At 50.7% G+C, this 26,214-nt stretch carries 22 protein-coding genes and 1 tRNA gene; 14 read left to right on the forward strand and 9 right to left on the reverse strand.

Going from position 1 to position 26,214, the window contains the following annotated elements:
* The 5 genes from ACWIZX_RS05910 to ACWIZX_RS05930 all read right to left on the reverse strand — a co-directional run.
* The coding region (locus ACWIZX_RS05910; RefSeq protein WP_448335140.1) for a phosphoenolpyruvate carboxylase at window positions 1–116 on the reverse strand (116 nt) is incomplete at its 3' end.
* Window positions 117–198: 82 nt separating this feature from the next.
* Window positions 199–924 carry an SGNH/GDSL hydrolase family protein gene (locus ACWIZX_RS05915; protein ID WP_448335129.1) on the reverse strand — a complete coding sequence of 242 codons (726 nt, stop codon included), beginning with the start codon at window positions 922–924 and terminating at the stop codon, window positions 199–201.
* Between the two features lie 71 nt (window positions 925–995).
* Window positions 996–1,433, reverse strand: coding sequence for a GNAT family N-acetyltransferase (locus ACWIZX_RS05920; RefSeq protein ID WP_322792992.1), 438 nt, complete (start codon window positions 1,431–1,433; stop codon window positions 996–998).
* A 17-nt stretch (window positions 1,434–1,450) separates the two neighbouring features.
* Complete coding sequence (locus tag ACWIZX_RS05925; RefSeq protein WP_322792993.1) at window positions 1,451–2,035, reverse strand: protein-tyrosine phosphatase family protein; 585 nt, start codon at window positions 2,033–2,035, stop codon at window positions 1,451–1,453.
* Window positions 2,010–3,200 carry an MFS transporter gene (locus ACWIZX_RS05930; protein ID WP_322792994.1) on the reverse strand — a complete coding sequence of 397 codons (1,191 nt, stop codon included), beginning with the start codon at window positions 3,198–3,200 and terminating at the stop codon, window positions 2,010–2,012. The genes ACWIZX_RS05925 and ACWIZX_RS05930 overlap by 26 nt, the downstream gene beginning before the upstream one ends.
* A 162-nt stretch (window positions 3,201–3,362) precedes the next feature.
* Here ACWIZX_RS05930 and ACWIZX_RS05935 point away from each other — a divergent pair, with 162 nt between their 5' ends.
* The gene (locus ACWIZX_RS05935; RefSeq protein ID WP_448335130.1) at window positions 3,363–6,836 is read left to right on the forward strand and encodes a glycosyltransferase family 39 protein; all 3,474 of its coding nucleotides are present in this window, start codon (window positions 3,363–3,365) and stop codon (window positions 6,834–6,836) included.
* 77 nt (window positions 6,837–6,913) lie between these two features.
* Here the strand turns inward: ACWIZX_RS05935 and ACWIZX_RS05940 are convergent, their stop codons facing one another.
* Entirely contained in the window at window positions 6,914–7,291 is a 378-nt protein-coding gene (locus ACWIZX_RS05940) for a phage holin family protein (protein WP_322792996.1), read from the reverse strand.
* Between the two features lie 9 nt (window positions 7,292–7,300).
* Window positions 7,301–8,266, reverse strand: a complete 966-nt coding sequence (locus tag ACWIZX_RS05945; protein ID WP_448335131.1) for a GNAT family N-acetyltransferase — start codon at window positions 8,264–8,266, stop codon at window positions 7,301–7,303.
* Window positions 8,267–8,407: 141 nt separating this feature from the next.
* Between ACWIZX_RS05945 and nagA the strand changes: the two genes are divergently transcribed.
* The 4 genes from nagA (at window position 8,408) to ACWIZX_RS05965 (ending at window position 13,898) form a co-directional block, all read left to right on the forward strand.
* The gene (nagA, locus tag ACWIZX_RS05950) at window positions 8,408–9,574 is read left to right on the forward strand and encodes an N-acetylglucosamine-6-phosphate deacetylase (RefSeq protein ID WP_448335132.1); all 1,167 of its coding nucleotides are present in this window, start codon (window positions 8,408–8,410) and stop codon (window positions 9,572–9,574) included.
* Between the two features lie 136 nt (window positions 9,575–9,710).
* The gene (locus tag ACWIZX_RS05955) at window positions 9,711–12,167 is read left to right on the forward strand and encodes an ATP-dependent Clp protease ATP-binding subunit (protein ID WP_416181055.1); all 2,457 of its coding nucleotides are present in this window, start codon (window positions 9,711–9,713) and stop codon (window positions 12,165–12,167) included.
* A 152-nt stretch (window positions 12,168–12,319) separates the two neighbouring features.
* A complete protein-coding gene (gene gmd, locus ACWIZX_RS05960) occupies window positions 12,320–13,390 on the forward strand; it encodes a GDP-mannose 4,6-dehydratase (protein WP_322793965.1) in 1,071 nt (356 codons plus the stop codon).
* Between the two features lies 1 nt (window position 13,391).
* The gene (locus ACWIZX_RS05965) at window positions 13,392–13,898 is read left to right on the forward strand and encodes an arsenate reductase/protein-tyrosine-phosphatase family protein (protein ID WP_322793964.1); all 507 of its coding nucleotides are present in this window, start codon (window positions 13,392–13,394) and stop codon (window positions 13,896–13,898) included.
* Between the two features lie 7 nt (window positions 13,899–13,905).
* Here ACWIZX_RS05965 and treS read toward each other — a convergent pair whose 3' ends face one another.
* Window positions 13,906–15,534, reverse strand: coding sequence for a maltose alpha-D-glucosyltransferase (gene treS, locus ACWIZX_RS05970; protein WP_322793963.1), 1,629 nt, complete (start codon window positions 15,532–15,534; stop codon window positions 13,906–13,908).
* A 100-nt stretch (window positions 15,535–15,634) separates the two neighbouring features.
* On the opposite strand from treS, the gene ACWIZX_RS05975 reads away from it, so the two are divergent.
* From ACWIZX_RS05975 to ACWIZX_RS05990, 4 genes are all read left to right on the forward strand, one after another.
* Window positions 15,635–16,798 carry a hypothetical protein gene (locus tag ACWIZX_RS05975; RefSeq protein ID WP_448335133.1) on the forward strand — a complete coding sequence of 388 codons (1,164 nt, stop codon included), beginning with the start codon at window positions 15,635–15,637 and terminating at the stop codon, window positions 16,796–16,798.
* 128 nt (window positions 16,799–16,926) lie between these two features.
* The gene (locus tag ACWIZX_RS05980) at window positions 16,927–17,520 is read left to right on the forward strand and encodes a lytic transglycosylase domain-containing protein (protein ID WP_448335134.1); all 594 of its coding nucleotides are present in this window, start codon (window positions 16,927–16,929) and stop codon (window positions 17,518–17,520) included.
* Between the two features lie 160 nt (window positions 17,521–17,680).
* Window positions 17,681–18,673: a hypothetical protein gene (locus ACWIZX_RS05985; protein WP_448335135.1), complete on the forward strand. Its 993-nt coding sequence runs from the start codon at window positions 17,681–17,683 to the stop codon at window positions 18,671–18,673.
* A gap of 109 nt (window positions 18,674–18,782) precedes the next feature.
* Window positions 18,783–18,854 (forward strand) — tRNA-Gly (locus ACWIZX_RS05990).
* Window positions 18,855–18,889: 35 nt separating this feature from the next.
* On the opposite strand, the gene ACWIZX_RS05995 is transcribed toward ACWIZX_RS05990, so the two are convergent.
* Entirely contained in the window at window positions 18,890–20,197 is a 1,308-nt protein-coding gene (locus ACWIZX_RS05995; protein WP_448335136.1) for a Kelch repeat-containing protein, read from the reverse strand.
* A gap of 369 nt (window positions 20,198–20,566) precedes the next feature.
* On the opposite strand from ACWIZX_RS05995, the gene ACWIZX_RS06000 reads away from it, so the two are divergent.
* The 5 genes from ACWIZX_RS06000 to ACWIZX_RS06020 form a co-directional block, all read left to right on the forward strand.
* Window positions 20,567–21,586 carry a BMP family protein gene (locus ACWIZX_RS06000; RefSeq protein WP_448335137.1) on the forward strand — a complete coding sequence of 340 codons (1,020 nt, stop codon included), beginning with the start codon at window positions 20,567–20,569 and terminating at the stop codon, window positions 21,584–21,586.
* Between the two features lie 184 nt (window positions 21,587–21,770).
* The gene (locus ACWIZX_RS06005; RefSeq protein WP_448335138.1) at window positions 21,771–23,267 is read left to right on the forward strand and encodes an ABC transporter ATP-binding protein; all 1,497 of its coding nucleotides are present in this window, start codon (window positions 21,771–21,773) and stop codon (window positions 23,265–23,267) included.
* Between the two features lie 4 nt (window positions 23,268–23,271).
* Window positions 23,272–24,342: an ABC transporter permease gene (locus ACWIZX_RS06010; RefSeq protein ID WP_322791664.1), complete on the forward strand. Its 1,071-nt coding sequence runs from the start codon at window positions 23,272–23,274 to the stop codon at window positions 24,340–24,342.
* Window positions 24,339–25,262, forward strand: a complete 924-nt coding sequence (locus ACWIZX_RS06015; RefSeq protein WP_322791663.1) for an ABC transporter permease — start codon at window positions 24,339–24,341, stop codon at window positions 25,260–25,262. The genes ACWIZX_RS06010 and ACWIZX_RS06015 overlap by 4 nt, the downstream gene beginning before the upstream one ends.
* A gap of 33 nt (window positions 25,263–25,295) precedes the next feature.
* A partial coding sequence (locus ACWIZX_RS06020; protein WP_448335139.1) for a xanthine dehydrogenase family protein molybdopterin-binding subunit occupies window positions 25,296–26,214 on the forward strand: 919 nt, incomplete at its 3' end.

The following is a 26,214-nucleotide window of genomic DNA, read 5'->3' on the forward strand; positions in this document are numbered from 1 at the left end:
ACATAATAGGCTTCCTGAACCTCGTCCTCTCCCTGCAACTCGGCGTTGTCTGAAAAGAAGGGAACCTGAACATTATCGGGGTGCTGAGTGCTCATGCAGCGCGGGATGTGGACCATTGACCTACCTCTTTGTGTAAATATTAGCAAATCATATCCAAACCAATCATTGAGGTCAAGGTTCGGTCACATTCATTTTTTCTTAATTCTGATTGAAACAGGCTTTCGCCTCCGGCAGGATTTGTTCAACCCAGGCCCGATACATGGCTGAAGAAGGATGCAATCCATCTCCCGCAATCAACGATGAATCGTCCGCCGCTGTTCGGGAAATACCGGTTACGTCCACGTATCTTACACCGGCAAGTTCAGCTTCTTCGCGATTAATTTCATTGAATTGGTCAATCTGCGAAGAAACCTGCCCTTGCTCAACACCCGTTGTGCGCGCAAAGGGCGTAACTCCCCAATCCGGTATCGAAAGAACCACAACACAACCCGCGTGATTGTCTGCGTGCTGGATGGAACGGTTGAGCAATTCCCTGAATTCACTCCGGTAAATCTCCATCGAGTAACCGCGAAATTGATTATTTACGCCAATCAGCAAGGTAACCAAATCATAAGTCCCCTGGGGCTGGTCTTTTTCAATGGCGCGAATCAACTCGTCTGTTGTCCAGCCCGTTTGAGCAATGACCTGCGGCTGATTGAACGAAAAACCTTCTTCTTCAAGAGCCTTTACCAGTTGATTGGGAAAGGAATCCTCGTTTTTGACCCCCTCCCCAATCGTATAAGAGTCACCCAGGGCAAGGTACCTCAACGCGGATGGTTCTGTGCTGCCCGGTGCCGGTATGGAAACATCCAGCTTTGGCCCACAGGCGGCAACAAGAAATACAAAGAAAACGCACAACCCCGTCCAATACCGGTTAAAATTCATGAATTGATTTTAATCACTCCGCAATTTTCAACCAAAGATTCGTACAATTTTCTAGCAACTCTATAACTCGCTCAGTCGGTGAAGCGGTTTTGAAGGTCAATGGACATCAGCACCAGATTGCTCCGCAGCCGCCAACCTGTTCGTTCCCAAAAAGCAATTCCTTCCTTATTGTCAGCGTACACAAAAATATGCACCCGTTCGATGCCCTGACGGTGCAATTCCCGCAATACGGCTTCTGTCAGGGCAGAACCAATCCCCATTTTCCGGGCCGAAGGATGCACGGCAAGATGATGTAAATAACCCCGCCGTCCATCATGGCCCCCCAGAACAGCGCCCACAATTTTTCCATCCTTTTGAGCCACAAAGCTGCAACCCGGATTACGCTCAAGATATCTTTGAATCTGTTCGGGCGAATCCGCTTCGCTGAGACCAATCCCTTCGCAGGATTGCCACAATTCATATATTTCTTTGTAATCCTTCATTTCAAAAGGGACAATCTCAAATTTCATTTTGCCCGACCCCCGTCCTACTGTCCATTCCGCCAGTTCAGCAAAAACGCCACCTGTTGATCAGTCTCCGGCGAGCGCCGCCAACCATCTGGCGTGCCGCGGCGAAGTTCCGCAATCCGCTGCAAAGCCTGGCGGGGCGGCATCCCCTTTCGAACCAGATAACACCCCACCACAATTCCCGTCCGTCCAATACCGCCATAACAATGCACAAACACCGTTTTGCCCGCATTGAGCCATTCATCAATCTGATTCAAAATTGCCATCATTTCAACGACCGAAGGCGTCGAAAAATCACGAATCGGCATCCGTTTAACTTCAACTTCCAAACCAAAATCGGCAGCCTCGTCCTTCAACCAGGCATCGTAATCCACCAGTTCATCCTCCTCAGTGAGGTTAAGGATGGCGTTGATGCCGCAATGCAGTAAGCTGACCAGTTTTTTCCGGGCTGCATGTTCTTCGGCTGCGCCGGGATATTCCCCCGCCAGCAACCGACCAGGAATTACCCAGTAACTATCTGGAAAGGGAAGCTGCGCTTGAAAATTCCTATCGTCATACTCCATCATTGCATCCTCCATTTCATTGAACAGGCGCTGGCACGGCACGACGTCTTCCAAAAATCAAGCCGACGAGTGGTAAAGCCAGCAAATTCAAGCCCGCCAGAATAAGGAATGTTGCCGCAAATCCCAGCGAGTCCACCAGACTGCCGCTCATCGCCAGACCGACGCCGGTCCCAACGTTTGCCACCGCCATGAGGATGGAAAACATTGAAGCCGCAATGCGCGGATCGGTTTTATTCATGGAAATGGCAAAATAGACAGTTTCATAAAAACCATAGGCCAAACCAAACAAGATTACCAGCGGCCAGACCATCCAGGCGGCACTGGTAAATGCCAGCAAAAAAATTGCCCCCAGTGAAAGAAACATCGCCCGAATCACCGATTGGCGCTGCCCCCATTTGTCGGTCAACCGCCCGCCAGCCAGCGAACCCAGCACCACCCCAATCCCCCACACCGTGGTCACAAAGCCGGCCGCCGCATAAGTGATTCCAAAGCGGTTTTGCAAAAATGGATTAACCAGCTGATTGGCTCCATTGATGATCAGCGAATACAATGCTCCCAAAATCGCCAGAGAGATGACCGGCATTTGGGTAAAGGCCTTAAAAGCAGACCAGCTGAATTGTTGTTCCGGTTTTCGCGGCAGCTCGCGAATCTGCAACACCAGCGGCAGCGGTAGAAGAGAAAGAACAGCCAGGCTGTAAAAAGCGGCTGACCAACCCCAGCCTTCAACCAGCAGCCCCAGCACGGCTGAAATGGCAACCACCCCCAGCGCCCGGCCGCCAACCATAAAACCCTGAATGGTGCCCTGTTCCTGTTCGGGGGTAGTGTCCAGCGCATACCCATCGGTGCAGGTATCATACAGAGCCATACCCAGCATTAACACAAACGCCAGAAGAGCGTATAACCCATACTGACTACCGGGATGGATTTGCGGTACAGCCAGCAAACAGACACTTTGCACAATGAGCCCAAGGACAATATACGGCTTGCGGTGTCCCCAACCGGCAAAATTAACCCGGTCACTTAACATACCCAAAAAAATCTTTAAGACGAATGGGATGAGTCCAATTGCGCCAACAATACCAATCTGGCTCATGGTCAAATCAAAACTGAGTAAATACAGGGAATTGAGTGCCGTAAAGTAGCTGAGGATTGCACCTTGTGCAAAATACAACAGAGCAAACATTGCATAGCGGCTGAATTTGGTCATGATCTTCCTCATGAGGGGGTGGATTCAAATGCTGAATTGAGTATAGAATCGAGAAACCAATCCGTCAACCAAACTTTACGCACTTGTCAGAAAACCAAACTTAAAGTATAGTCAACATCGCAAGAATTACAAAAAATATCCGTTTAATCATCGCTAACCATTATGGAAAACAATCGCGAATCATCCTCTTCAATAAGCTGGCTGGATCGCCCGGTCTTTCACGATCTCCCTCAAATCACCCCATATTTTATTTTGATCGCCATTTTAATCGGCTTGACTTTGTTCAGCCGTTTTTACATTCTCGGCGAACGGGTGATGAGCCATGATGAGGTCAACCATGTTGTGCCTTCCTATGATCTTTCGATTGGTAAGGGCTACCGCCATGATCCAGTGACGCATGGCCCGTTTCAATTTCATCTGGTTGCCCTTTCCTATTTCCTTTTTGGGGCAAATGATTTTACCTCCCGGATGCCCGCAGCCCTTTTCAGTGTGGCAACCGTTTTGTTTGTCACATTTGGATTTCGGCGTTATCTAGGAAAAATTGGCTCCCTGATCGGCGGATACCTTTTTCTGATTTCTCCCTACCTGCTTTTCTATGGTCGTTATACTCGCAACGAAGCCTTTGTTGCATTGTATGCAGTGTTAACCCTCTTTGCCGTGCTGCGCTACCTGGAAAAGGGCGAGCGGAACATGCTCTACCTGCTCACGGCTGTCACGGCGCTCCAATTTGCCACAAAAGAAACCGCCTATATTTACACTGCCCAACTGTTGATCTTTCTGGCATTCCTGTTCATGGAACATATTGGCAAGGCTCGCTGGGAAAACCAGCGCGCCCGCCAATTATTTATGACCTTGCTTTCAGCCGCACTGATTCTGCTGGTCTTTGTCGTTATCCTGGCCGGCTGGAATGCCATTGTCAATAAAGATTCTGGTGCAGTTCAACAAGCGCTGGGACAGATATTCACCCCCATTCAATTGGTCGAACTGGGCGGGGTCATTGTTGCTCTGGTGTTGGGTATTTTTGCTGCCGTAATTTTATTGCGGAATATCGGCTGGAACGCCTTGAAACAAGACCGTTCTTTTGACCTGCTGATGTTGACCGGTTCGTTGATTCTGCCCCTGTTGACGGCCTTTCCGGTCAAAATCATTGGCTCACTGCTACGTCAGAACTGGAATCCGATTGATTATTCACCCGAAAGCCTTGTGCGCACCGGCATCTTTCTGGTTTTGATGAGCGCAATATCGGTTGCACTCGGTCTTCTGTGGAAGCCAAGGCTCTGGTTGGTGAATTTCGCCATTTTCTATGGTATCTTCACCGTTTTTTACACCACTCTATTCACCAATGGCTTTGGATTTTTTACCGGTATCATCGGTTCTCTGGGCTACTGGCTGGAACAACAGGGCGTACATCGCGGCGAACAGCCCTTTTATTACTATGCGCTGATTCAAATGCCCATTTACGAATTTCTGGCATTATTCGGCAGCCTGTTGGCAGTTTATTTCGGCACAAAATACAACCGTTTCTCATCCTTCGCCGGTGACCGGTTGAGTGTAGACAGAAAAAATCCAATCAGCACCAATCCCGTTCTTACAATTACGGAGAGCGAAATACAAACTTCTTCCAATGTGCTTGCAGAAGCCTCATCAGGAGAAGAACCCTCTTCCCCCATATTTAATCAGGAAAGACCGCTGCCTACACTGGCATTGTTCCTTTTCTGGTCATTGACTGCACTGGTGGCCTATTCAATTGCCGGTGAAAAAATGCCCTGGCTGACCGTTCACATCGCCGTTCCCTTTTTAATTTCGGCAGCCTGGGGTTTTGGTTATCTGGTGGAAACCACCCCATGGCAAAAGCTCAAGGAAAATCATGCCTGGCTTGCAGTGATTCTCGTTCCGGTAGCCTTAACCAGTCTGGGCGGTTTGCTGGGCACGCTGCTCGGCCCTCAGCCGCCTTTCCAGGGCAACACACTGGATCAGCTGCAATCCACATCGGCTTTCATTTTCTCTGCGCTGGCGTTTTGTTTATCCGTTTGGGGTATCCTGCGATTTTTACAGGACTGGCAGCCTTCGGCGATTCTGCGTCTGTTTGTTGCAGGGCTGTCGGTTTATCTGGCCATTATGACCGCCCGCACCGCTTTCACCGCCAACTACATCAACTATGACAACGCCAAAGAATTTCTGGTCTATGCTCACGCGGCACGCGGACCCAAAGATATTCTGGAACAGGTAGAAGAAATATCCCGGCGCACTACCAGCGGTAAAAACATTAACGTCGCCTACGACAATGATGCACTTTACCCCTATTGGTGGTACTTCCGTGATTATCCCAATAAACGTTACTTTACCGATAATGTCACCCGCGACTTGCGCGAATCGCCAATCATCATTGCCGGAGAAAAGAACTGGTCGCGGTTAGATTCAATCACCCGTGGTTCTTTCCAAAGTTTCGAATATCAACGCCTGTGGTGGCCCATGCAGGATTACTACAACCTGACCTGGGATCGAATCTGGAATGCGCTGCGCGATCCGGCAATGCGCTCTGCCATTTACAAAATCTGGCGCGACCGCGATTATAGCGAATACGCCAGTTTAACCAATAACCCCAATTTGACCGTGGAAACCTGGCAGCCCTCACAAAAGCTGAAGATGTACATCCGCAACGACATTCTTGCCCAAATCTGGAACTACGGGGCAGCCCCTACCGCCTCTGCACCCCAGCAAACCGATCCGTATATCAACGGCACAGTCGAATTGCTGCCCGATCAGGTCATCGGTCAACCCGGCAGCCAGATCCAGTTCGGCGCTCCACGCAAGATTGCGGTTGCACCAGATGGCACGCTGTACGTCGCCGATACCGGCTTGCATCAGATTTTGCATATTTCCGCCGACGGACAGTTGATTCACCGCTGGGGTTCCTTTGCCAATCTTGCCGAAGGCAGTGCGCCGGGCGGCACATTTTATGAACCCTGGGGAATTGCAGTTGCTCCGGATGGCTCGGTGTTTGTTGCAGACACCTGGAACCACCGCATCCAAAAATTCACCGCCGATGGGCAATTTGTGACCATGTGGGGATTTTTCGGGCAGGGTGTAGCTCCGGAAGCCTTCTGGGGACCGCGCGATCTGGCTTTCGATTCTAAAGGCAGACTGTTTGTAACCGACACCGGCAATAAACGCATTGTCATCTTTGATCAAAATGGCAACTACCTGGATGAATTTGGCAGCCCCGGTATTGATCCGGGTCAGTTTGATGAACAGGTTGGCATTGCCATTAACTCACAGGATCAACTGTTTGTGACCGATACCTGGAATCAAAGGGTACAGGTCTTTCAAATTGACCCGCAAAGCGGAAAGACCTTCTTCCTGCGCCAGTGGGAAATTTATGGCTGGTTCGGTCAATCACTGGATAACAAACCCTATATTGCAGTGGATAACCGCGGCAATGTCTTCGTCACCGACCCGGAAGGATACCGCGTCATCCAGTTCACCGAAGAAGGACAATTTGTGCGTACCTGGGGAGATTACAGCCCCGGCGTGGATGGCTTTGGGCTGGCTGCCGGAATCGCGGTTGACCCAGGCGGACATGTCTGGGTCAGTGACGCGGTCAATCGCGTCCTGCTGCGCTTTACCCTGCCGTAACATTTAGATGCTGTGTAAAAAAAAGACGCCCGTCTGCCGTTCACAGGACGGGCGTTCTTTTGTTTGTTGGTGTTGCCCTATTTCAACTCATCCTTGAATAACTGACTCAGCACAAAACTGACCACACTGGTAATGAGCGCACCGAAAAAGGCACCCCAGAAGCCATTGACCTCAAAACCGACGCCAAATTGTGTACCGATCCATCCTGCCAGCACGAACATCAAGGTATTGATCAGCAGGGTACCCAATCCGAGCGTCAAAATGATCAAAGGACAGCTCATGACCATCAAAATTGGTCTGAGCACGGCATTGACCACCCCAAAAATCAATGCCAGCCAGATGAAGCTCAGCCAGTTATCCGGATCGTTGGGGAAAATATAGGAATCTTTCAATAACGCCACAGCAGCATACAAAGCCACGGCATTGATTGCCAGTCGAATCAATAGTTTTTTCATTTTCTCCTCCTATGAGAATTGGATTCGCATCCAGATAAGTGTAACATGCGGTTGAAATCCAGCCCGTCGGAAACCTTCGGTTGCCCGCTGAGCCGGATAATTAACGGCTAAAGGCCGTCCGTTGCGTAACCGCCGCCCGGCTGCCGGCAGCAGCACGGCAATGATTTCTTCTTCGTGCTGGCAGTCAGCAGCCAGCCAGAGAATGTCGGCATACGCTGAGGTAGGCTGCCATGAAATCACCCCTGCCAGCAAGTCATTCCGGTATGCAGAAAGATGTAAAGCTTCCCCGCCGTTCAGCCAGTGCCATAAGTCCTTCCAGAAATTGGGTTTCAGGCGGTTTTTATCCAGTGAAAGATTCCAGCTAATCTCCGGCGGATATATCTCATCCAGCCAGCGGCTTTGCAAAGGCCAATCACTCGCCTGCCGGTGTAAAACGCGAATCTTATCGTTGCTAACCTTGGGCAGGAAACCGTAGTGCGGTTCCCATAACCAGCTGGTGCGCCGGCATTGTTCTTCAAATCCCAAAGACTGGTAAAGATGAATGGCAGCCGGGTTATCCTCACGCACATGCAGCCAGGCTTCAGGCTCTCCGCGCTCACGGATTTGCTGGAGAGCATTTTCAGTCAATAAACGTGCAATGCCGCGGCGTCGGTAGGCCGGGTGAGTGGCCACATTGGCAATCAGTGTGTATCGTTTTCCCTGCCGGTTGAAAGAAATCAGACTCAGATTGCCGATAATTTGACCATCTTCCTCCCAAACCAGGCCACGCACCGGTACCTGAAAAGGTTCCAAAAGTTTGCCGGTCAAACCCTCATCGGGTACAGCAAAGCGGCGAAGATAACGGATATACTCCCGCCCGTCAAAATCCATATGATCGGCAAAACAAATTTCAATCAAATCGGCCACTGCCAGAATATCCTTACGGCTGCGCAGCGGGCGGATATGTTGACGGGAGGAAGGCAGGGCAACTTCCATACCAAAATTGTACACCGCTTACCCGTACTTGAAAACCCGCTCCCATTTGCAACCTGATTAAAATTTTCCTTTCCCTAAAACACAATCATCTCCGTTTTCAGATTACAATCAAATAAAACAACGCGGTGAGGATTTTTTGTGATGGCTACGTTAATTTGGAACGCAAAAATTTATACTCCCAACGGAATTTTATCCCCCGCCTGGCTCACCATTGAAAACCGCACCATCAGCCGGCTGGGCAGTGGTCAGCCACCTGCAACCGAACTGGAGCAGGCTCAGGAAAAAGTGGATGCACATCAGCACCATCTTCTACCCGGTCTGATTGATTTGCACATTCACGGTGCAATGGGTTTCGAGTTCATGGATGGTGACCTGCATGCCATAGAAGAAATTGCTCAATTTTTGGTTCAGCACGGCGTTACCGCTTTTCTGGCTACTACATGGGCCGCCCCACAATCCGCCCTGCTCAAAGCGTTGGACGCGGTGGGAAATGCCTACGGTCGCATCCGAAACGGAGCAGCCCTTTTGGGTGCTTACCTTGAAGGCCCATATATGAATCCTAATCGCGCCGGCGCTCAAGCCATTCAATTCATCCGTCAGGCAACTAACCGGCAGGAAGCCCTCACTCTCATTGGCCATGAGATGGTCAAAGTGGTTTCACTTGCTCCGGAATATCCCGAAAATTTCTGGTTGATTGACGCCTGTGTTTCCCGCGGTATCACGGTTGCCGCCGGTCACACCAGCGCAACCTATGAGCAAATGGAGGTTGCCGTTCAACGCGGGGTCAGTCTGCTGACCCATTGCTTCAATGCCATGAGTCCATTTCACCATCGTGAACCCGGTGTCGTGGGTGCCGGCATGACAATGCCGGAGCTGCGCTGCGAGTTGATTGCCGATAACGTCCATGTTCACCCCCTTGCCCAACGCATCCTCTATCAATTGCGCGGCAGCGAGGGAATTGTGCTGGTTTCTGACAGTACACGGGTAACCGGTTTACCAGATGGACAGTATATTCTCGATAACCGCCCGGTGCAGGTCAAAGAGGGTAAGGTATCTTTGCTGGATGGCACACTGGCCGGCAGCGGCCTGACCCTCGACCGGGCGCTCCGCAACTTCACAAACGCCGTCGGCATTTCACTTCAGGAGGCCGTATTGAGCGCATCCCTTTATCCTGCCCGTGCTATTGGCATTGCACACCAGAAAGGCAGCCTTGAACCGGGTAAAGACGCCGACCTTTTTTTGATGGATGATGAAGGAAATATCCTCCTTACGATGGTGGAAGGCAAAATGGTGTACATCCGCACCTGAGCGCTTGTTCTGATGGCTCAAAGAAACTAAAATGATGATAGATTTCTAATACAGTGTTTGTAAAATGCTGATGAATGCAATGCTATAATTCCATCGAAGGCATTGTATAACCAGATTCTAAGGATAATCAACCATGATGCGTTTTGATCGTTTTACCGAAAGAGCACAGGAAGCCGCTCAGCGCGCTGCGGAAATCATCCAGCGCTATGGGCACAACCAGATTGATACCGAGCACATCTTGCTCGCTTTAATTGAACAACCGCAAGGGGTCATCTCTCAAATTCTGGAAATCTTGAAGGTTGACCCCAATATGCTTGCCGACCGGCTGGATTACATTTTGCGCACCAGCCCCAAAGCCAGCATTTTTGGCGGCGGAGCCGGGCAGATCTTCATAACCCCGCGCGTCAAACGCATCGTGGATCTGGCTAACGAAGAAGCCAGCCGCCTTAAAGATGAATATATCTCAACCGAACACATCTTTCTGGCAATTCTCAGCGAACGGAACACGCCCGCTGCACGACTGCTGGAAAGCAACGGCTTGACTCGAGAACGGGTACTGGATGCCATCATGCAATTGCGCGGCGGTCAACGAGTAACCGACCCGCAGGCTGAAACCCGCTACCGCACGCTGGAAAAATACTCCCGTGATTTAACTCAGCTGGCACGCGAAGGCAAACTGGATCCGGTCATCGGACGGGATAATGAAATCCGCCGCGTGATGCAAATCCTCTCCCGCCGCACCAAAAACAACCCGGTGCTGATTGGCGAAGCCGGGGTTGGTAAAACTGCCATCGTGGAAGGCCTGGCTCAAAAAATTGCCAGTAATGATGTACCGGAAATCTTGATGGGAAAACGGGTGGTTTCCCTCGATCTTGGGGCAATGATCGCCGGCAGCCGCTTCCGCGGTGAATTTGAAGAACGCCTCAAAGCCGCAATCGAAGAAGTCCAGCGTTCAGAGGGCGAGATCATTCTGTTCATTGACGAACTTCACACGGTAGTCGGGGCCGGCGCCGCTCAGGGTGCCATGGATGCATCCAACATGCTCAAACCAGCCCTGGCGCGTGGTGAGCTGCAATGTATCGGTGCAACCACACTGGATGAGTATCACAAACACATTGAAAAGGACTCGGCTCTTGAACGCCGTTTTGCACCGGTTTATGTGGATGAACCCAGTGTGGAAGACACGATTAAGATGTTGATGGGATTGCGCGACCGCTATGAGGCTCATCACAAAGTTCATTTCTCTGATGAAGCCCTGGTGGCTGCTGCACGACTTTCGGCGCAATATGTGACTGACCGTCACCTGCCGGACAAAGCCATTGACCTGATGGATGAAGCTGCTGCCAAGCTGCGTGTGGCATTGTTCTCGCTGCCGCCCGAACTGAAAGAAATGAAAACCGAACTGGAAAAATTGCGCGCCGAAGAAGAACAGGCCGGTATTGAACGGGATTACGAACGCGCTGCCCGCAAAAAGGCCGAGCGCTTGCGCCTTGAAACCGAGTTCAATCAGTTGCGCGACAAATGGGAAGCCGAACACAAACTGGATGAAGTGGTAGATGTGGATGATATTGCTCAGGTAGTGGCGCAATGGACGGGTATTCCGGTCAGTCAAATGATGGAATCGGAAGCGGAGCGCTTGCTTCACATGGAAGAACGGCTGAGCGAACGGGTCATCGGTCAGGAAGAAGCCATCCATGCCATTTCAGACGCCATTCGCCGCGCTCGCGCCGGCTTAAAAGACCCCCGCCGCCCGATTGGTTCCTTCATCTTCATTGGCCCTTCCGGGGTTGGCAAAACCGAACTGGCCAAAGCATTGGCTGAATTTTTGTTTGGTGATGAAGATGCCCTTGTTCGCCTTGACATGAGCGAATACCGCGAACAGCATACCGTTTCCCGTCTGTTCGGCGCCCCGCCCGGTTATGTGGGCTATGAGGAAGGTGGTCAGTTAACCGAAGCCGTCCGCCGTCGGCCATATCGGGTCATTTTATTCGATGAAATCGAGAAAGCCCACCCGGAAGTGTGGAACGCTTTGCTTCAAATTCTGGATGATGGCCGATTGACCGATGGGCAGGGACAGGTAGTTGACTTTCGCAACACGGTTTTGATAATGACCAGCAATCTGGGCACCGAGTTTGTGCGGCAGGGCGGTACGTTGGGCTTTTTAAGTGAAGATTCGAGCGACGAAAATCGCGCTCAACACGAGAAAATCCAGAAAGCGCTAAAAAGCACTTTCCGTCCGGAATTCCTCAATCGGATTGACGAGATTATCATGTTCTCACCACTCAAGCTGGAGCAAATGTATCAAATCGTTGACCTGCAAATGAAAGAGGTCAGCGATCGGCTTAAGGAACATGGGCTGGATGTGGTTCTGACCGAGGCAGCCCGCAAATGGCTGGCAGAAGTTGGCTACGACCCGGCTTTCGGTGCCCGCCCGTTGCGCCGCGCCCTACAAAAACACATCGAAAGCCCGCTGTCCATCAGTGTCCTCTCCGGTCAATTCCAGCGTGGTGATCGTGTCATCGTAGATTATCAGCCGGGTGATAATCAGTTAACCTTTCGCAAGGAAGAAGTAGAAGTCAAGCAACCCGCCTGAAGTCACTCATCATCCAACCTGTTCTGGCAGAGGAAGGCTTTCTCTGCCAGAATTTTTTTGTTTGACAGTTCTTAAGGGGGTCGGTTATACTTGTTCCTTGCAGTATTTTCATTGAACAATTCGATCAATTCGTTTGATCTCAGGAGGAAATTTTGAAAAAAGCATTGATCACCGGTATCACCGGACAGGATGGTTCTTATCTGGCTGAACTGTTACTTTCCAAAGGCTACGAAGTCCACGGAATTATCCGCCGTGCATCCACTTTCAATACCCGCCGGATTGATCATATCTACCATGATCCCCACCCGAACGGTGGCGAAGTTCGTTTGTATTTGCATTATGGCGATATTTCGGTAGCCGAAACCATCTCCAACATCATTTACAACGTCCGCCCGGATGAGGTGTATCATCTTGCCGCTCAAAGTCACGTTCGGGTCAGTTTTGATATGCCTGAATATACCGGCGATGTGACGGCTTTGGGCACCACCCGCATCCTCGAAGCGATCCGTAAAAGCGGTTTTGAGGAAAAATTCTATCAGGCGTCTTCCAGTGAAATGTTTGGCGGAGCAAAGCCCCCCCAAAATGAAGATACACCCTTTGAACCCCGCAGCCCCTATGCTGCCGCCAAAGTTTACGCCTACTGGTTGACCCGCAACTACCGCGAAGGCTACGGCATTTTTGCCTGCAATGGCATTCTCTTTAACCACGAATCACCCCGCCGCGGTGAAACCTTTGTCACCCGCAAAATAACTCGCGCCATCGCTGCCATAAAAGCCGGCCGCCAAAAGTATCTATATTTGGGAAATCTGGATGCCAAGCGCGATTGGGGTTATGCCCCCGAATATGTCGAAGCCATGTGGCTGATCATGCAGCAGGACAGACCCAATGATTACGTCATCGGTACCGGTGAATCGCATTCGGTTCGTGAATTTCTGGAAGAAGCCTTTGGCTATGTTGGCATGAAGTGGGAAGATTATGTGCGGATTGACCCGCGCTACTTCCGTCCGACCGAAGTGGATTATCTGCTGGCGGATGCCAGTCGTGCCCAGCGTGAATTGGGCTGGCAGCCCAAAGTCCGCTTTCACGAACTGGTGCGTATCATGGTAGATGCCGATCTGGAACTGGCCGGATTGCCCTGCCCCGGTGAAGGAAAACGCATTCTGGAAGAACGCTTTGGAGACTGGCACCGCTGGGAACAGCAGGTAGTCAGCATGGAGCGCTAATTTGACCTTCACTGGCAGAACCGCGCCGTTGATCCGTCCCTCGGTGCTGTTTGTCTGCACGGCCAACCGCATCCGCTCCCCCCTGGCTGCTGCGTTATTTCGTAATTACCTGATCCGCGAAGGTTTACCCTCGCAGCGCTGGCGCGTCAACAGCGCCGGAACATGGGTACAGGACAATTTGCCCTGCCCGGATGAGGTGATCAGGGCAGGCATTGCCAGAGGATTTGACCTTAGAAAACATCGCTCTCAAAATTTGAACGAGGGACTGATCAGCAGCCACAACCTGATTCTGGTCATGGAGCGAGGTCACAAAGAATCTCTCCAGCATGTCTTTCCCGACCTGGCAGGGCGGGTATATTTACTCAGCGAAATGAGTAATGGCAACGAGGAAATCAAAGACCCCCCCACCCTCACACCGGCTGATCTTCAAAATTTGCTTGATCAAATGAGTGGTTTACTCCACAAAGGATTGCCGCGCATCCTTTTACTGGCGCGCGGCAATCCATAATCGCTTTTTACTTTACTGTATTGGAAAACCAGACGGTTTGATAAGGCTGGACTTTCATATGGCCTTCCTGAGGATTGAAAGTCAACCGGCCTTCAATTAAATCGGTAAGACCACCCGTCGCCACCGGCAAGGTCAGGTTGATCTCCTGAACCTTCTCGGCAAGATTATGAATGGCGCACAACCAGCGGTCACCTTCCGCCCGCCACACTGCAACTACCGATGACGAGCCGGTATCCATCCAGCGTGTTTCCCCACTGGCAAGCTCGGCGTGAGCTTTGCGAAGGGTGATCAGGTGCTTCAAAAAATGATATAACGAGTCACTGCGTCTGATCTGATCGGCCACATTAACCCGTTGTGGATCAAACGGCGGGGTAGAGATAACTGGAGCATACCAGCGGGAAGGAGGCGCTGCAGAAAAACCTGCACTCTGCGAGGCCTCCCACTGCATTGGTGTGCGCACTCCATTCCGGTCAAACAGTTCAATATTGTCGCCCATTCCAATCTCATCGCCATAATAAATAATTGGGGTACCCGGAAAACTGAACAACATGGAGTACAACAAACGAATCCGCCGCTGGTCGTTATCCAGTAAAGGCGCCAAACGGCGGCGAATACCCAGGTTAAGGCGCATCTTTGGGTCTGGTGCGTATTCACGCCACATAAATTCCCGTTCTTCCGGTGTGACCATTTCCAGCGTCAACTCATCATGGTTGCGCAGGAAGGTACACCACTGACAGTTTTCGGGAATGGCTGGTGTGCGTTCAAAAACCCATTCAAGGGGGTTTTTGTCTTCCTTTTTCAATGCCATGTATAACCGCGGCATGAGCGGAAAATGAAAATTCATGTGCAATTCATCCCCGTTGCCAAAGTAGGGTAATACATCCTCCGGCCATTGATTGGCTTCACCCAGCAGAATCGCATCGGGGTAATACTGATCCAGAAATGCACGAACTTCCTTCAAGTAAGCGTGCGTTTCGGGTAAATTTTCGCAATTGGTGCCTTCACGTTCAAACAAGTACGGCACCGCATCGGCACGAAAACCATCAATCCCCATATCCATCCAGAAGCGAATGATTTTCTTCATTTCTTCTTGCACAGCAGGATTATCGTAATTTAAATCAGGTTGGGAAGAATAAAACCGATGCCAGTAATACTGACCTGCCACCTCATCCCATGCCCAATTCGATTTTTCCGTATCCAAAAAAATGATGCGGGCTTCTTTGTATTTCTGATCGGTATCTGACCAGACATAATACTCGCGGTAGGGGGAGGTTCGGCTGCTGCGCGCCGCTTGAAACCAGGGATGCTGATCGGAAGTGTGATTCATCACCAAATCGGTGATAACCCGCATTCCACGAGCATGTGCCTGACGCACCAATTCTTTAAAGTCATTTAAATCGCCATAGGTTGGCAATACATTGTAATAATCGGCAATATCATATCCATCATCGCGCAGCGGAGAAGGGTAAATGGGCAACAACCAGATACAATCCACCCCCAAATTTTGCAGATAATCCAGCTTTTGAATCAATCCCGGCAAATCACCATGTCCATCTCCATTGCTGTCATAGAAAGCGCGTACATAGACTTCGTAAAAAATAGCATTCTTATACCAGAGCGAACCTTTAGGATTCATCGTTTACTCCTTTTGGTTGAATTACCCCTGCAACCGGAATTATAGCAGATGCGTATATGACTTGTATGCTAATTCAAATTTTCACAAATGGCGGAAGGTCATGAAACGATCTCAAAAAGCAACAATCGGTTGGCTTGTTCTCCTCATCAGCGCAATTTGCCTGTTCAGCAGCACCCTGCAGTTTCTGTTGAATCGTACTATTCCCAAAACTTCAGCCAATCCCGACGTTCTCAGCCAGGAACAAATTCAGTTGATGAGGGAATCCAATCACCTGATTGAGTTGGTGGGAAATCAGGTTTTTCCCGGTTGGGGGGATTTCCCCACTGCATGGGTTTTCTACAATGAAAATACGGCATTCGTGAGCGGGTTGATCCCAGAGCAGACAAGCCTGGGCTGGGAGATGTATCCACGCAAGCACCAGCGCGGTGGAAAATGGGAAGAAGTCTCAAACTACGGTCTCAACTACTTTCGAACACCGCTTCAAAATTCTCAGGAAACTCCAGAAAATTTTATCGTCAAAGTTGGCAATCAACTGGCAGCATCATTTCAGACCAATGAATTTGCGTTGATTTATATGCATAACTTAATGTACTCCGACTTGCCGCCCATCCTGCGCGAAATTTTCCCATACCGCCTGTTTTTCAAAGATTTGTTTCTTGCACCAGAAGCCTACATCAGTTCACTTGCTCATGAGGCATTTCATGTATTTCAAGCGAGAACCAATCCTGTCATGTTTGAAAATGCCGAGTTAATCAGCAGCCGGGCAGATCAATACCCCTTTGACAATGAGGCAATGTTGGCGAGCTGGAAAGAAGAACTTGAAATTTTAAGTCGTTCAGCCGAAATATCCAACCGTGAACAAGCTCTTCAAATTGCTGCCACTTTTTTAGAGCACCGCGAGGAACGCCGCACCTCATCCCAATTAAGCAATTCCCTGATCGAGTACGAGCGTCAAAGGGAGTGGTTGGAGGGCATGGCAAAATATGCCGAATTGGAGTTAGGCAAAATAGCAGCGCAGCAGGATTTTCAGCCATTGAACGAAAGTGCAAAAATATTGAATTTGGAAAACTATTCATCGCGAGAGCGCTTCTGGCACACCCAACTCAGTACAATGCACAAGACCAACATGGACGGTGAAACCCTATTTTATTACTCTGGTTTTGCACAAGGCGTCTTGCTCGATTATCTCATGCCGGGCTGGAAAGAAAGAGCGCTGCAGGGTGAATCCCTGGAAGAGTTATTAGCAGAATCGATCAAAAAATAACCTCTCTCACCCGAAAATCACCCCAATGATGGCTGCCAACCCCTTTTCAAAATAGAATAAATGTTCTATAATCATTTCAGCCACTCATGATAAAAAACAAAAATTTGAAATCTTGCCCGGAGGCTGAAATGAATCACCCCAGCAAAGCCATTTTTCCTGCAGTAATCGTGGGTATCCTGCTGGTTGTGGGGATTTCCCGACTGCTGTTGAGTCCACCTTCCGTCGTCCAGGCGTCAGATGTTGAACCCACCACCCCGCCAGCAGAACAAGTCAACACCCCGCAACCAGAAGAAATGGCTTCAGATGATTGTACCCTCTCCAACCGCTATCCTGAAAATATTCAACAATGGTGCGCCTATATCCAGCATGCCGCCACTGAGCATCAACTTGACCCTAACCTGATCGCCGCCGTAATGCTTCAAGAATCGGGTGGAAATCCGGATGCCTATTCACGCAGTGGGGCGGTTGGTTTGATGCAGGTCATGCCGCGCGATGGCAAAGCCGCTGAATTTATGTGTGTCAATGGCCCGTGTTTTGCCAATCGCCCCTCCTCGCAGGAATTGTTTGACCCACAATTCAACATTGAATATGGTGTGCGAATGCTGGTGGGCTTGATTCAACGAAAAGGCGATGTTCGCGAGGCTTTGAAATCATATGGTCCCATGGACGTGGGCTACTCCTACGCAGATAAAGTCCTGACGATTTATCAAAATTATCGCTGAGTCGAAGTTTCCGCTTTAATCATGCCGTAAATTACCGAGTCCTTGTGATTGAAATACCGCAGATATGGTCAAAAATTCATTTCTATTTCTATTGACAGCCCGAATCAATTAATGGGCATTTCTATCACGAAGTGATGAATTTCCGTTACAATCATTTTTGATGACGCGCTGGATTCACCCACTTACTCTCCTTGTAATTTTTATGCTGGCGGCATGTTCACCAGAAAACACAGCCCGTACAACAGCCACCCTCCCCCCGCAGGATGGCGGATTCATCCAGCCACCCGGCGGCGCTTTGCAAGCCAGACGCGAACTCGCCCGTGAGTTGAACATTTCACCACAGCGTATCACCATTCAGGCCATCGAATCGGTAACATGGCAAAATTCTTGTCTCGAAGCGGCCGATCCGGGTGAATTCTGTCAGGAACAACAAGTCCCCGGTTTAATCGTTACACTTCGCTATGGCCAGCGTATCTACACCTATCACACCGACCTGGATGGTGGACTCATTCGTCCCATTCGCCCTGTAGATCAACCCTCCACATCGGCACTACAGGCTGTACAATATCTGGCAGGTTTGCTGGGTTACGACCCCCAGACAATCCAGATACTCAGCGAACGCGCAATCACCTTCAATGACGGCTGTCTGGAAATTGCGATTGCCGAAATCCCCTGTACCCAGTTGCCTGTGGAAGGTCGGGTCATTCGATTGGGCATCGAAAATCACATCTTTGAATTTCGCGCCTCCTCATTAGACCCGAATCCGGTGCTGGCCAGTGTGGATGGATATTCAAGCAGCGTTCCAGCGCTGAATTGGAGTCGTGAAGGTTCATCTCAGGAATACTGTGATGGTTTGAAAGTGTATCTGAACGGCTGGAGCGTTCAATATTACTGTCGGGGTCAAGCCAGTCAAAATCCGGGTATCATGCGGTTAACCCCTGAACAGTTGAGCCGTTTACTGCGCTGGTTCATCCGCCTTCAACCTTTTGAATTTATCCAAAGCGGAGCGGACGGCAGCCAAATTCGGATGACCTTGAACAGCCTGGGATTGGACGAAGCGGATGATGCGACCAGAGTTGAAATCAGCGAATTTGCCACCAACTTGCTTTCCCCCATTCGAATCGGAACCGTGACCCCATTCCCCTTCCCATAAAGCAGATTCCCAATGGATATATTCCGCAAATGCCAGGAGAGTTAAGAGGTGTAACAAAATTGGAAGGGTTGACCGTTCGGAAGGAAATGAGTAAAATAACACTCATCATGCGGGAGTCGCCAAGTGGTAAGGCATCAGCCTTCCAAGCTGACATTCGCGGGTTCGAGTCCCGTCTCCCGCTCTAGACCTTAAAAGATACCTCAGCAGAGGTGTTTTTTATCGGCTGACAGCCGGCAGCACAACCGTATAAAGGGCTTGATAAGCCTGATGATAGGCGACCGTCCTCATCCCAAGCGTTCCCCCAAGAAAATGGAGACGCGTTTGGCTGGCCGCCAAAGCCGTATCAGCCGAGACCAGCAAAGGAGGCGGTTCCAAAACTTCCCAAACTCCGCTTGACTCATTGAACCGCAAAATATCCGTGATCGGTTGATCAATTTGATTGACCCCGCCTGCAACATAAACCCCGTCAGCCAGAACAGCCGCGCGCAGGTTTTTCCTTCCCCTAGGAAGAGGAGGTTTTTGCTCCCAGGCAGTTGGGTCGTCTTTCTCGCGATTTGGGTAAAAAGCCACACAATCATCCGATACCCCGTCAAGGGATTCGCCACCCAACAGGTAGATTTTGTTTCCAAGCACAGCTGCTGCCATGAACGCGCGCGCAAAAGGCATCTTCTGTTGCAGCATCCATTCTTTGGCATCCGGTTCGAACACCCACACCTCATCCCGGAATGAATTGCCATCCCAACCGCCAAACAAATACAATCGTCCCTCAAATACAGCCAGACCGTAACCCGTCAGGGGAACCGGCAGAGGAGTGGTTAATTCCCAAAGATCGTTTCGCGGGTCATAAACTTCAACCAGAGTGGTAATGGTTTCATCGGCCAGTTTTCCACCGGGGAGATAAACCTTTTCCCCCAGTACTCCCGCCTGGATACCGCTGGCAAAGGTAGGTTTTGCGGTTTTTTCCTCCCAAAGATTTTGCGTAATGTCGTACGCGAAGACATCGCCGCTGAGTTTTCCGTCCTTCTCGCCGCCAAACAGATAAAGATACCCTTCGTATCGTTCCGTAACCCCTCCCCCGACACGCTCTGGCAAGTCGGCTAATTGGCTCCATCGTTGACCGCTGTTTGCAGGAGAAACTCCGCCTGGATTGATCCCTCTCATCCGAAAGAAACCTAATCCTATCAATAGAAGAACCAAGAGCAGCACCCAGCCTCTGCCCTTAATCGGTGAAGAGCGTGTTTCAGCATCCGACTCAACCGCCGCTGTATCACGATTACTGGAAGCAGATGGATTGATGAGGATTTCCTCACGTACGGCTTCGGGAATCAGCCCGATTTTGATCGCATACAAAGTGGCTTCGGTACGGGAAACTACCCCAATTTTTGCAAAAATGTTCCTGAGGTGCACCTTGACCGTATTCGGACTGATGTACAACGCCTGAGCAATTTCTTTATTGCTTGCGCCGGTGGCCACCAGCCGCAGGATTTCCTTTTCTCGTTCGCTCAATTCGTTCTCAGAGGACATGAATTTATTATAACCACAATTCAGTTCCGGTTAAAATTTGAGATGGTTGGACAATTGTCATACATCTATGATGAATTCGTCATTTAGTCAACCAAACCGCTTGCAATTCGTTGGGTTTTTCAATAAACTATGATTACCCTACATCGTTAATTTCATCCACTACCCTTTCAGATTTACCAGTCTTTGTTATGATAAAGCTGGAAGTCTGGTTTTTTGGGTTATTTTTCCCCGCTTTTCAAATCGCAACACTCACTGTTGTTACCAGGTATTTAGAAAGGAGGTGGCCGTTTCGATCAATAATATCTCATTCCATCCTCTTTCCCATTTTTTATTTAACAAAAACCAAATACCCTGGAGGAGAATCAAACGATGAAAACCATCAAACTCATCTTGATTGCAGTATTGCTGGTTGTGCTTACCGCACAGTGCGCTCCAGCTGCTCAAACCCAAGCCCCCCAAACCGGTCCAACCGACAAACCGCTATTCTTCGGCGCATTTGCAACCCCGATTGAAGAGCCATGGGATGGTGTAATCCATGAAGCGCTTCAAAAAGCGGCCAGCGAAGGCAAAATCCGCTATGAATATACGGATGACATTGGCTACGCCGGTGATATGGAACGGGTGCTGCGCGAAGTAGCCGAAAAACAAAAACCGGCCGCCATCTTTGGCGACGCTTTCGGTAACGAAGAAGCCGTCCGCCGGGTCGCAAAGGATTACCCCGAAATTGCCTTTGTCTTTGGCTCCGGTTTAGGTCCGGCAGAACCCAATGTGGCGGTCTTCGATAACTGGATTCATGAACCAGCCTACTTGTGTGGTTTGATTGCCGGTGGTGTGACCAAAACCAATGTAATCGGCGTGGTCGGCGGTTACCCTGTCCCCGAAGTCAATCGTATCGTCAATGCCTTCATTGATGGGGTTAAGGAAGCCAATCCAGATGCGAAAGTGCTGGTTACTTTCATTAACTCCTGGTTCGATCCTGCCGCTGCCAAAGAAGCCGCCCTGGCTCAGGTGGATGCTGGAGCAGATGTGTTGTTCGCCGAACGATTTGGCGTCATTGATGCTGCCGTAGAAAAAGGCCTGCTGGCATTTGGCAACATGAGCGATCAGTACGAGCTGGGGCCAGATCACGTCCTCACCGGTCCGGTCTGGAACATGACCCCAACGGTTGAATATGTGATCAAGCAGGTGGAAGCCGGAACCTTTACCGCTCAGGATCTTAAGGACTTCAGCATGGTTGCCAAAGGTGGGGCGTATCTGGCCCCCTTCCATGGCATGGAATCCAAGATTCCCGAAAACATCCTGTCTCTGGTCAAGCAGCGTGACGAAGAAATCCGCAACGGCTTGTTCCGCGTGGACATTAAAGAAGAGCCGCCTGCCCCAACCAACTAAGCCCGAATTTTCAGAGCCTGTGCGGCTCAAAAGCCGCACAGGCCTCTCCATTGGATCGGTCTCTTTATCGTCAACATGGATCATGCGGTTGGTCTTGTCCTGAGCAAAAGCCACTGGTTTTGATAAATAATTGAAATAATTCAGCCCATGCCTGACCAGCCGTCACTTCCCCTCAGGAGAGTGTATGTTTATTGTTGAGATGCAATCCATCACCAAGCGCTTTGGCGATCTGATCGCCAATGACCATGTGAACTTTCAACTGAAAAAAGGGGAAGTTCACGCTTTGCTGGGTGAAAACGGGGCAGGAAAAACCACACTGATGCGCATCCTTTATGGGTTGTATCATCCCGATTCGGGTGTCATCAAAGTAAAAGATCAACCTGTCGTCATCCACTCACCCAAAGATGCCATCCAACTCGGCATTGGAATGGTTACCCAGCATTTCGCCCTCGTGCCGCCGCTGACGGTTGCCGAAAATGTCGTGCTGGGTTATCAAAATTCGTTTGTTCTCAATCAAACCCAAATAGAGGAGAGCGTTGCTGAGGCCGCCCGGCGTTTTGGATTGGAAATCAATCCCAAAGCGATTGTCCGGCATCTCTCGGTTGGGCAGCGCCAGCGCATTGAAATCCTCAAAGCCCTTTACCGCAACGCTGAAATTCTCATTTTAGACGAGCCAACCGCAGTGCTGATTCCGCAAGAGGTGGAAGCGCTGTTTGAGACCCTGAACCGCCTGAAACAGGAGGGTTTATCGGTCATCTTCATCAGCCATAAACTGCATGAAGTCACCCAGATTACCGATCGAGTTACCGTGCTGCGGGATGGAAAAGTTGTTGGAACGGTCAACACCGCCGATGTAACCCAAAAAGAACTGGCAGCCATGATGGTGGGCAGAGAAACTTTTGGCGTTTCCCGTCCGGATGCGACTGAATCGGCTCAGAAACCTGCGCTGGAGTTGGTTAACCTTTGCGCCAATGACGATAAACACCTGCCTGTTTTGAAAAATGTCTCCCTCACGGTTTACGAAGGCGAAATTCTAGGCATTGCGGGTGTGGGCGGCAATGGCCAGAAAGAACTTGCCGAAACTATTTGCGGCGTGCGCCAACCGACTGCAGGAAAAATAGTGGTTGAAGGTCAAGATGTTACCGGAAAATCCCCCTCCGAGCTGACCAGAGCAGGACTTGGGCGCATCCCCGAAGACCGCCATGAAGGAATGGTCGTTCATCTGACCGTCACAGAAAATCTGGTACTGGAACATCTGGATGAATTCACCCGCAAGGGCATGTTGGACCATAACGCCATCCGCCAGTATGCCGATGATCTGATCCGGAAATTCCAGATCAAGGCCAGGCCCAACGACATTACCCGCACCCTCTCCGGCGGAAATATGCAAAAAGTCTTGCTGGCAAGGGTGCTTGCCCGTCAACCCAAGGTGATTATCGCCCCCCAGCCAACCCGCGGACTGGATATCGGTGCAACCGATTATGTCCGTCAGCAATTGTTGGAACAGCGCCAGCGTGGTGCAGCCATCCTGTTGATCTCCGAAGACCTTGATGAGATTCTGGCTCTCTCGGATCGCATTGCCGTCATCTACGAAGGCGAAATTGTTGGTACTTTACCCGCATCAGAAGCCACGCCCGAACGGCTGGGGCTGCTCATGTCGGGTGCCGTCAAGGAGCACTGATTCCATGGAAGCCAAACGGTTCCCCTACCAACTGATCAAAACTGACACACCCCCTTTTTGGATGCGCCCGCTCATCCCGGTTTTGATCCTCTTGACTACCTTCCTCATTACCGCCGGCTTGATTCTCACCGCCCGGGCAAATCCTTTTCAAGCCTATTATTATTTTTTGATTTCCCCTCTCTCCAGTCAGGTATCTTTTCTGGAGGTGCTGGTCAAAGCCACCCCCCTCATGCTTACCGGCGTGGCCGTGACCTTTGCGTTTGCTACCGGTTATTATAATATCGGCGCCGAGGGGCAACTTTACGCCGGCGCCATTGCCGCAGCATGGCTCGGCATTGTGTTGGGCGGACTGCCTCCATTAATTGCCCTTCCGCTGATGATCATCGGCGGTTTTCTGGCAGGCATGGCCTGGGCGTTGATTCCGGCGCTGCTTAAAGTGCGGCTGGCCGTGGATGAAGTGGTAACCACTTTGTTGATGAATTCGATCATGGCCTATATTGTCAGCGCAATTCTAAACGGCCCCTGGCGTGACCCAACCTCCGGCTGGCCGCAATCTCCCGAAATCGCTGAAAGCACCATGTTCTTTAAGCTGATTCCCCGTTCGCGTTTGCACTTTGGTTTCATCGTTGGACTGATCGCCATCGCGGTCTTGTGGTTTGTCTTGACCCAAACTTCCTTTGGTCTGAAAATGCGCGCGGTTGGTTTGGGCAAACCTGCTGCTCAATTTGCCGGAATTTCGGTGGGACGCACCACTCTGATTGCCGCTTTGATTAGCGGTGGGATTGCCGGGATTGCCGGTGTCAGCGAGGTAGCGGGTATTCAATATCATCTGATCGGTGACCTTTCTGCCAATTACGGTTATACCGGCGTGATTATCGCAACGCTGGGCGGCTTGAACGCCATTGGCGTTTTTGTTGCTTCCCTTTTCTTTGGATTGATTGACACCGGCGCGCAGACTGTCAGTCGGGCGATGGGCGTGCCGGTTTATCTGGGTCAGGTAACCCAGGCGGTCATGTTACTGGTTGCTCTCGGGATGTACCTGCTGCAGCGCTACCGCATCGTTCGGAGGGTATGATGGAAGTTTTCATTGTCAACTTAATCGCTGCCACCTTCCGGGTTTCAACACCAATTGTCCTAGCTGCCATTGGAGAAACTTACAGCGAACGCGCCGGTATTTTGAACCTCGGTATTGAGGGCATCATGTACTTTGGTGCTTTTGTAGGTTTTCTCACAGCCGATAAAAGCGGTTCTCTCTGGTTGGGTTTACTTGTTGCCATCCTGTCAGGAATTCTATTCGGGTTGCTGATGGGTTTATTCACGGTCACATTGGGAGTAAACCAGCACGTTTCCGGTCTGGGAATCACATTGCTGCTCAGCGGTTTGACCCTGTTTGCATTCCGCCTGTTTTACGGTGGGCGCTCCACTCCCCCTTCAATCCCTTCCTTCCAGACCCTAAAAATCCTTCCGGACAACCCCATTCTCGGCCCAATCCTTTCCCAATACTGGTTGACCTATGTCACCTTTTTAGTGATTGTTCCGCTGGCCTGGTGGATTTTATACCGCACCAACTTCGGCCTGAAAATCCGCTCGGTAGGTGAGAATCCGGAAGCCGTGGATGCCGCCGGAATCAGCGTACCCGCTGTGCGTTACGCTGCACTGGCGATTGGCGGTGGTCTGATGGCGGCTGGCGGGGCATTTCTCTCCCTCTTTCAATTGGGCGCTTTCACCCACGGCATCATCTCCGGGCGCGGCTGGGTTGCGATTGCCATCGTTATTTTTGGCAACTGGCATCCCATCCGTGTGATGCTGGGGGGGCTCATTTTCGGCGGCACATTTGCCCTGCAGCTCCGTTTGCAGGCAATGGGTTTACAGTTACCCATCCCTTACGAAACCTTTTTGGCCCTGCCGTATGTCGTCACCATCATTGCGCTGGTAATTGCCGGACGAAATGCTTCTTACCCTGCAGCCCTCTTGAAACCCTACCGCAGGGAATAGTTTTCTTTCTCGAACACAGGAAAGGAGTGAAAAATGGCTTACAAATATTTAGGCAAAAGTTACATCAGGCCGGATGCCATCAATAAAGTTACCGGCAAAGCGATTTTTCTGGATGATATCCGGCTGCCGGGCATGTTGCACGCTGCCATCCTGCGGCCAAAATATGCCCACGCCCGTATTCTATCCATTGACACCAGCGAAGCCGAACAATGCCCCGGTGTGGTCAAGGTAGTCACCGGCAAGGGCTGCACCTACCGCTACGGGGATAATATCCGCGATCTTGTGCCCATGGCAATTGAAAAAGTCCGCTATATCGGCGAACCGGTTGCGGCGGTCATTGCCGATACCCCCCGCCATGCCTACGCGGCGCTGGACAAAATCAAAGTCGAATATGACCCCCTGCCGGTTTACATTGATGCCCGCCAGGCAATGAGTGAAGATGCGGTTCTCATCCATGAAGAACTGGGCGAATACTGGCATCTGCCCACCCTCAATCCGAAGCCCGGCACGAATATTGCCAATGTCTATCATTTGAAAAAAGGGCGCGGTGAGGAGGGTTTTGAGGAAGCCGATGTCATCATCGAAGGCGAATTCAACTATCCCCTTGGTTCCTGCGCTGCCCTCGAACCGCACGGCTCCATCGTCTGGTTCAAAGAGGACCGCACGATCGAAATCTGGTCATCCTCCATCTGCCCCTTCATCATCCGCGATGACATTGCCCATTCATACGGCGTGCCGGTTTCGGATGTGCGCGTTCACATCCCCGATATTGGCGGTTGCTTTGGCTACAAATCCGATATCACGGTTGAACAAACCATTGCCTGGATTGCCAGTTTTGTCCCCGGCCGGCCGGTCAAATGGGTTGCCAGCCGCAAAGAAGATATTACCAGCACCCTGCTGGCACACGGCATTCGTACAGTGATGAAGATTGGCGCCAAACGAGACGGTAAAC

The sequence above is a fragment of the Bellilinea sp. genome, assembly GCF_053501535.1.

What these genes read in the sequence shown, in the direction of transcription:
- ACWIZX_RS05915 (WP_448335129.1), bottom strand. Translation starts at nt 924, where the DNA reads ATGAATTTTAACCGGTATTGGACGGGGTTGTGCGTTTTCTTTGTATTT.
- ACWIZX_RS05920 (WP_322792992.1), bottom strand. Translation starts at nt 1,433, where the DNA reads ATGAAATTTGAGATTGTCCCTTTTGAAATGAAGGATTACAAAGAAATA.
- ACWIZX_RS05930 (WP_322792994.1), bottom strand. Translation starts at nt 3,200, where the DNA reads ATGACCAAATTCAGCCGCTATGCAATGTTTGCTCTGTTGTATTTTGCA.
- ACWIZX_RS05935 (WP_448335130.1), top strand. Translation starts at nt 3,363, where the DNA reads ATGGAAAACAATCGCGAATCATCCTCTTCAATAAGCTGGCTGGATCGC.
- ACWIZX_RS05940 (WP_322792996.1), bottom strand. Translation starts at nt 7,291, where the DNA reads ATGAAAAAACTATTGATTCGACTGGCAATCAATGCCGTGGCTTTGTAT.
- ACWIZX_RS05945 (WP_448335131.1), bottom strand. Translation starts at nt 8,266, where the DNA reads ATGGAAGTTGCCCTGCCTTCCTCCCGTCAACATATCCGCCCGCTGCGC.
- nagA (WP_448335132.1), top strand. Translation starts at nt 8,408, where the DNA reads ATGGCTACGTTAATTTGGAACGCAAAAATTTATACTCCCAACGGAATT.
- ACWIZX_RS05955 (WP_416181055.1), top strand. Translation starts at nt 9,711, where the DNA reads ATGCGTTTTGATCGTTTTACCGAAAGAGCACAGGAAGCCGCTCAGCGC.
- treS (WP_322793963.1), bottom strand. Translation starts at nt 15,534, where the DNA reads ATGAATCCTAAAGGTTCGCTCTGGTATAAGAATGCTATTTTTTACGAA.
- ACWIZX_RS05975 (WP_448335133.1), top strand. Translation starts at nt 15,635, where the DNA reads ATGAAACGATCTCAAAAAGCAACAATCGGTTGGCTTGTTCTCCTCATC.
- ACWIZX_RS05980 (WP_448335134.1), top strand. Translation starts at nt 16,927, where the DNA reads ATGAATCACCCCAGCAAAGCCATTTTTCCTGCAGTAATCGTGGGTATC.
- ACWIZX_RS05985 (WP_448335135.1), top strand. Translation starts at nt 17,681, where the DNA reads ATGACGCGCTGGATTCACCCACTTACTCTCCTTGTAATTTTTATGCTG.
- ACWIZX_RS05995 (WP_448335136.1), bottom strand. Translation starts at nt 20,197, where the DNA reads ATGTCCTCTGAGAACGAATTGAGCGAACGAGAAAAGGAAATCCTGCGG.
- ACWIZX_RS06000 (WP_448335137.1), top strand. Translation starts at nt 20,567, where the DNA reads ATGAAAACCATCAAACTCATCTTGATTGCAGTATTGCTGGTTGTGCTT.
- ACWIZX_RS06005 (WP_448335138.1), top strand. Translation starts at nt 21,771, where the DNA reads ATGTTTATTGTTGAGATGCAATCCATCACCAAGCGCTTTGGCGATCTG.
- ACWIZX_RS06010 (WP_322791664.1), top strand. Translation starts at nt 23,272, where the DNA reads ATGGAAGCCAAACGGTTCCCCTACCAACTGATCAAAACTGACACACCC.
- ACWIZX_RS06015 (WP_322791663.1), top strand. Translation starts at nt 24,339, where the DNA reads ATGATGGAAGTTTTCATTGTCAACTTAATCGCTGCCACCTTCCGGGTT.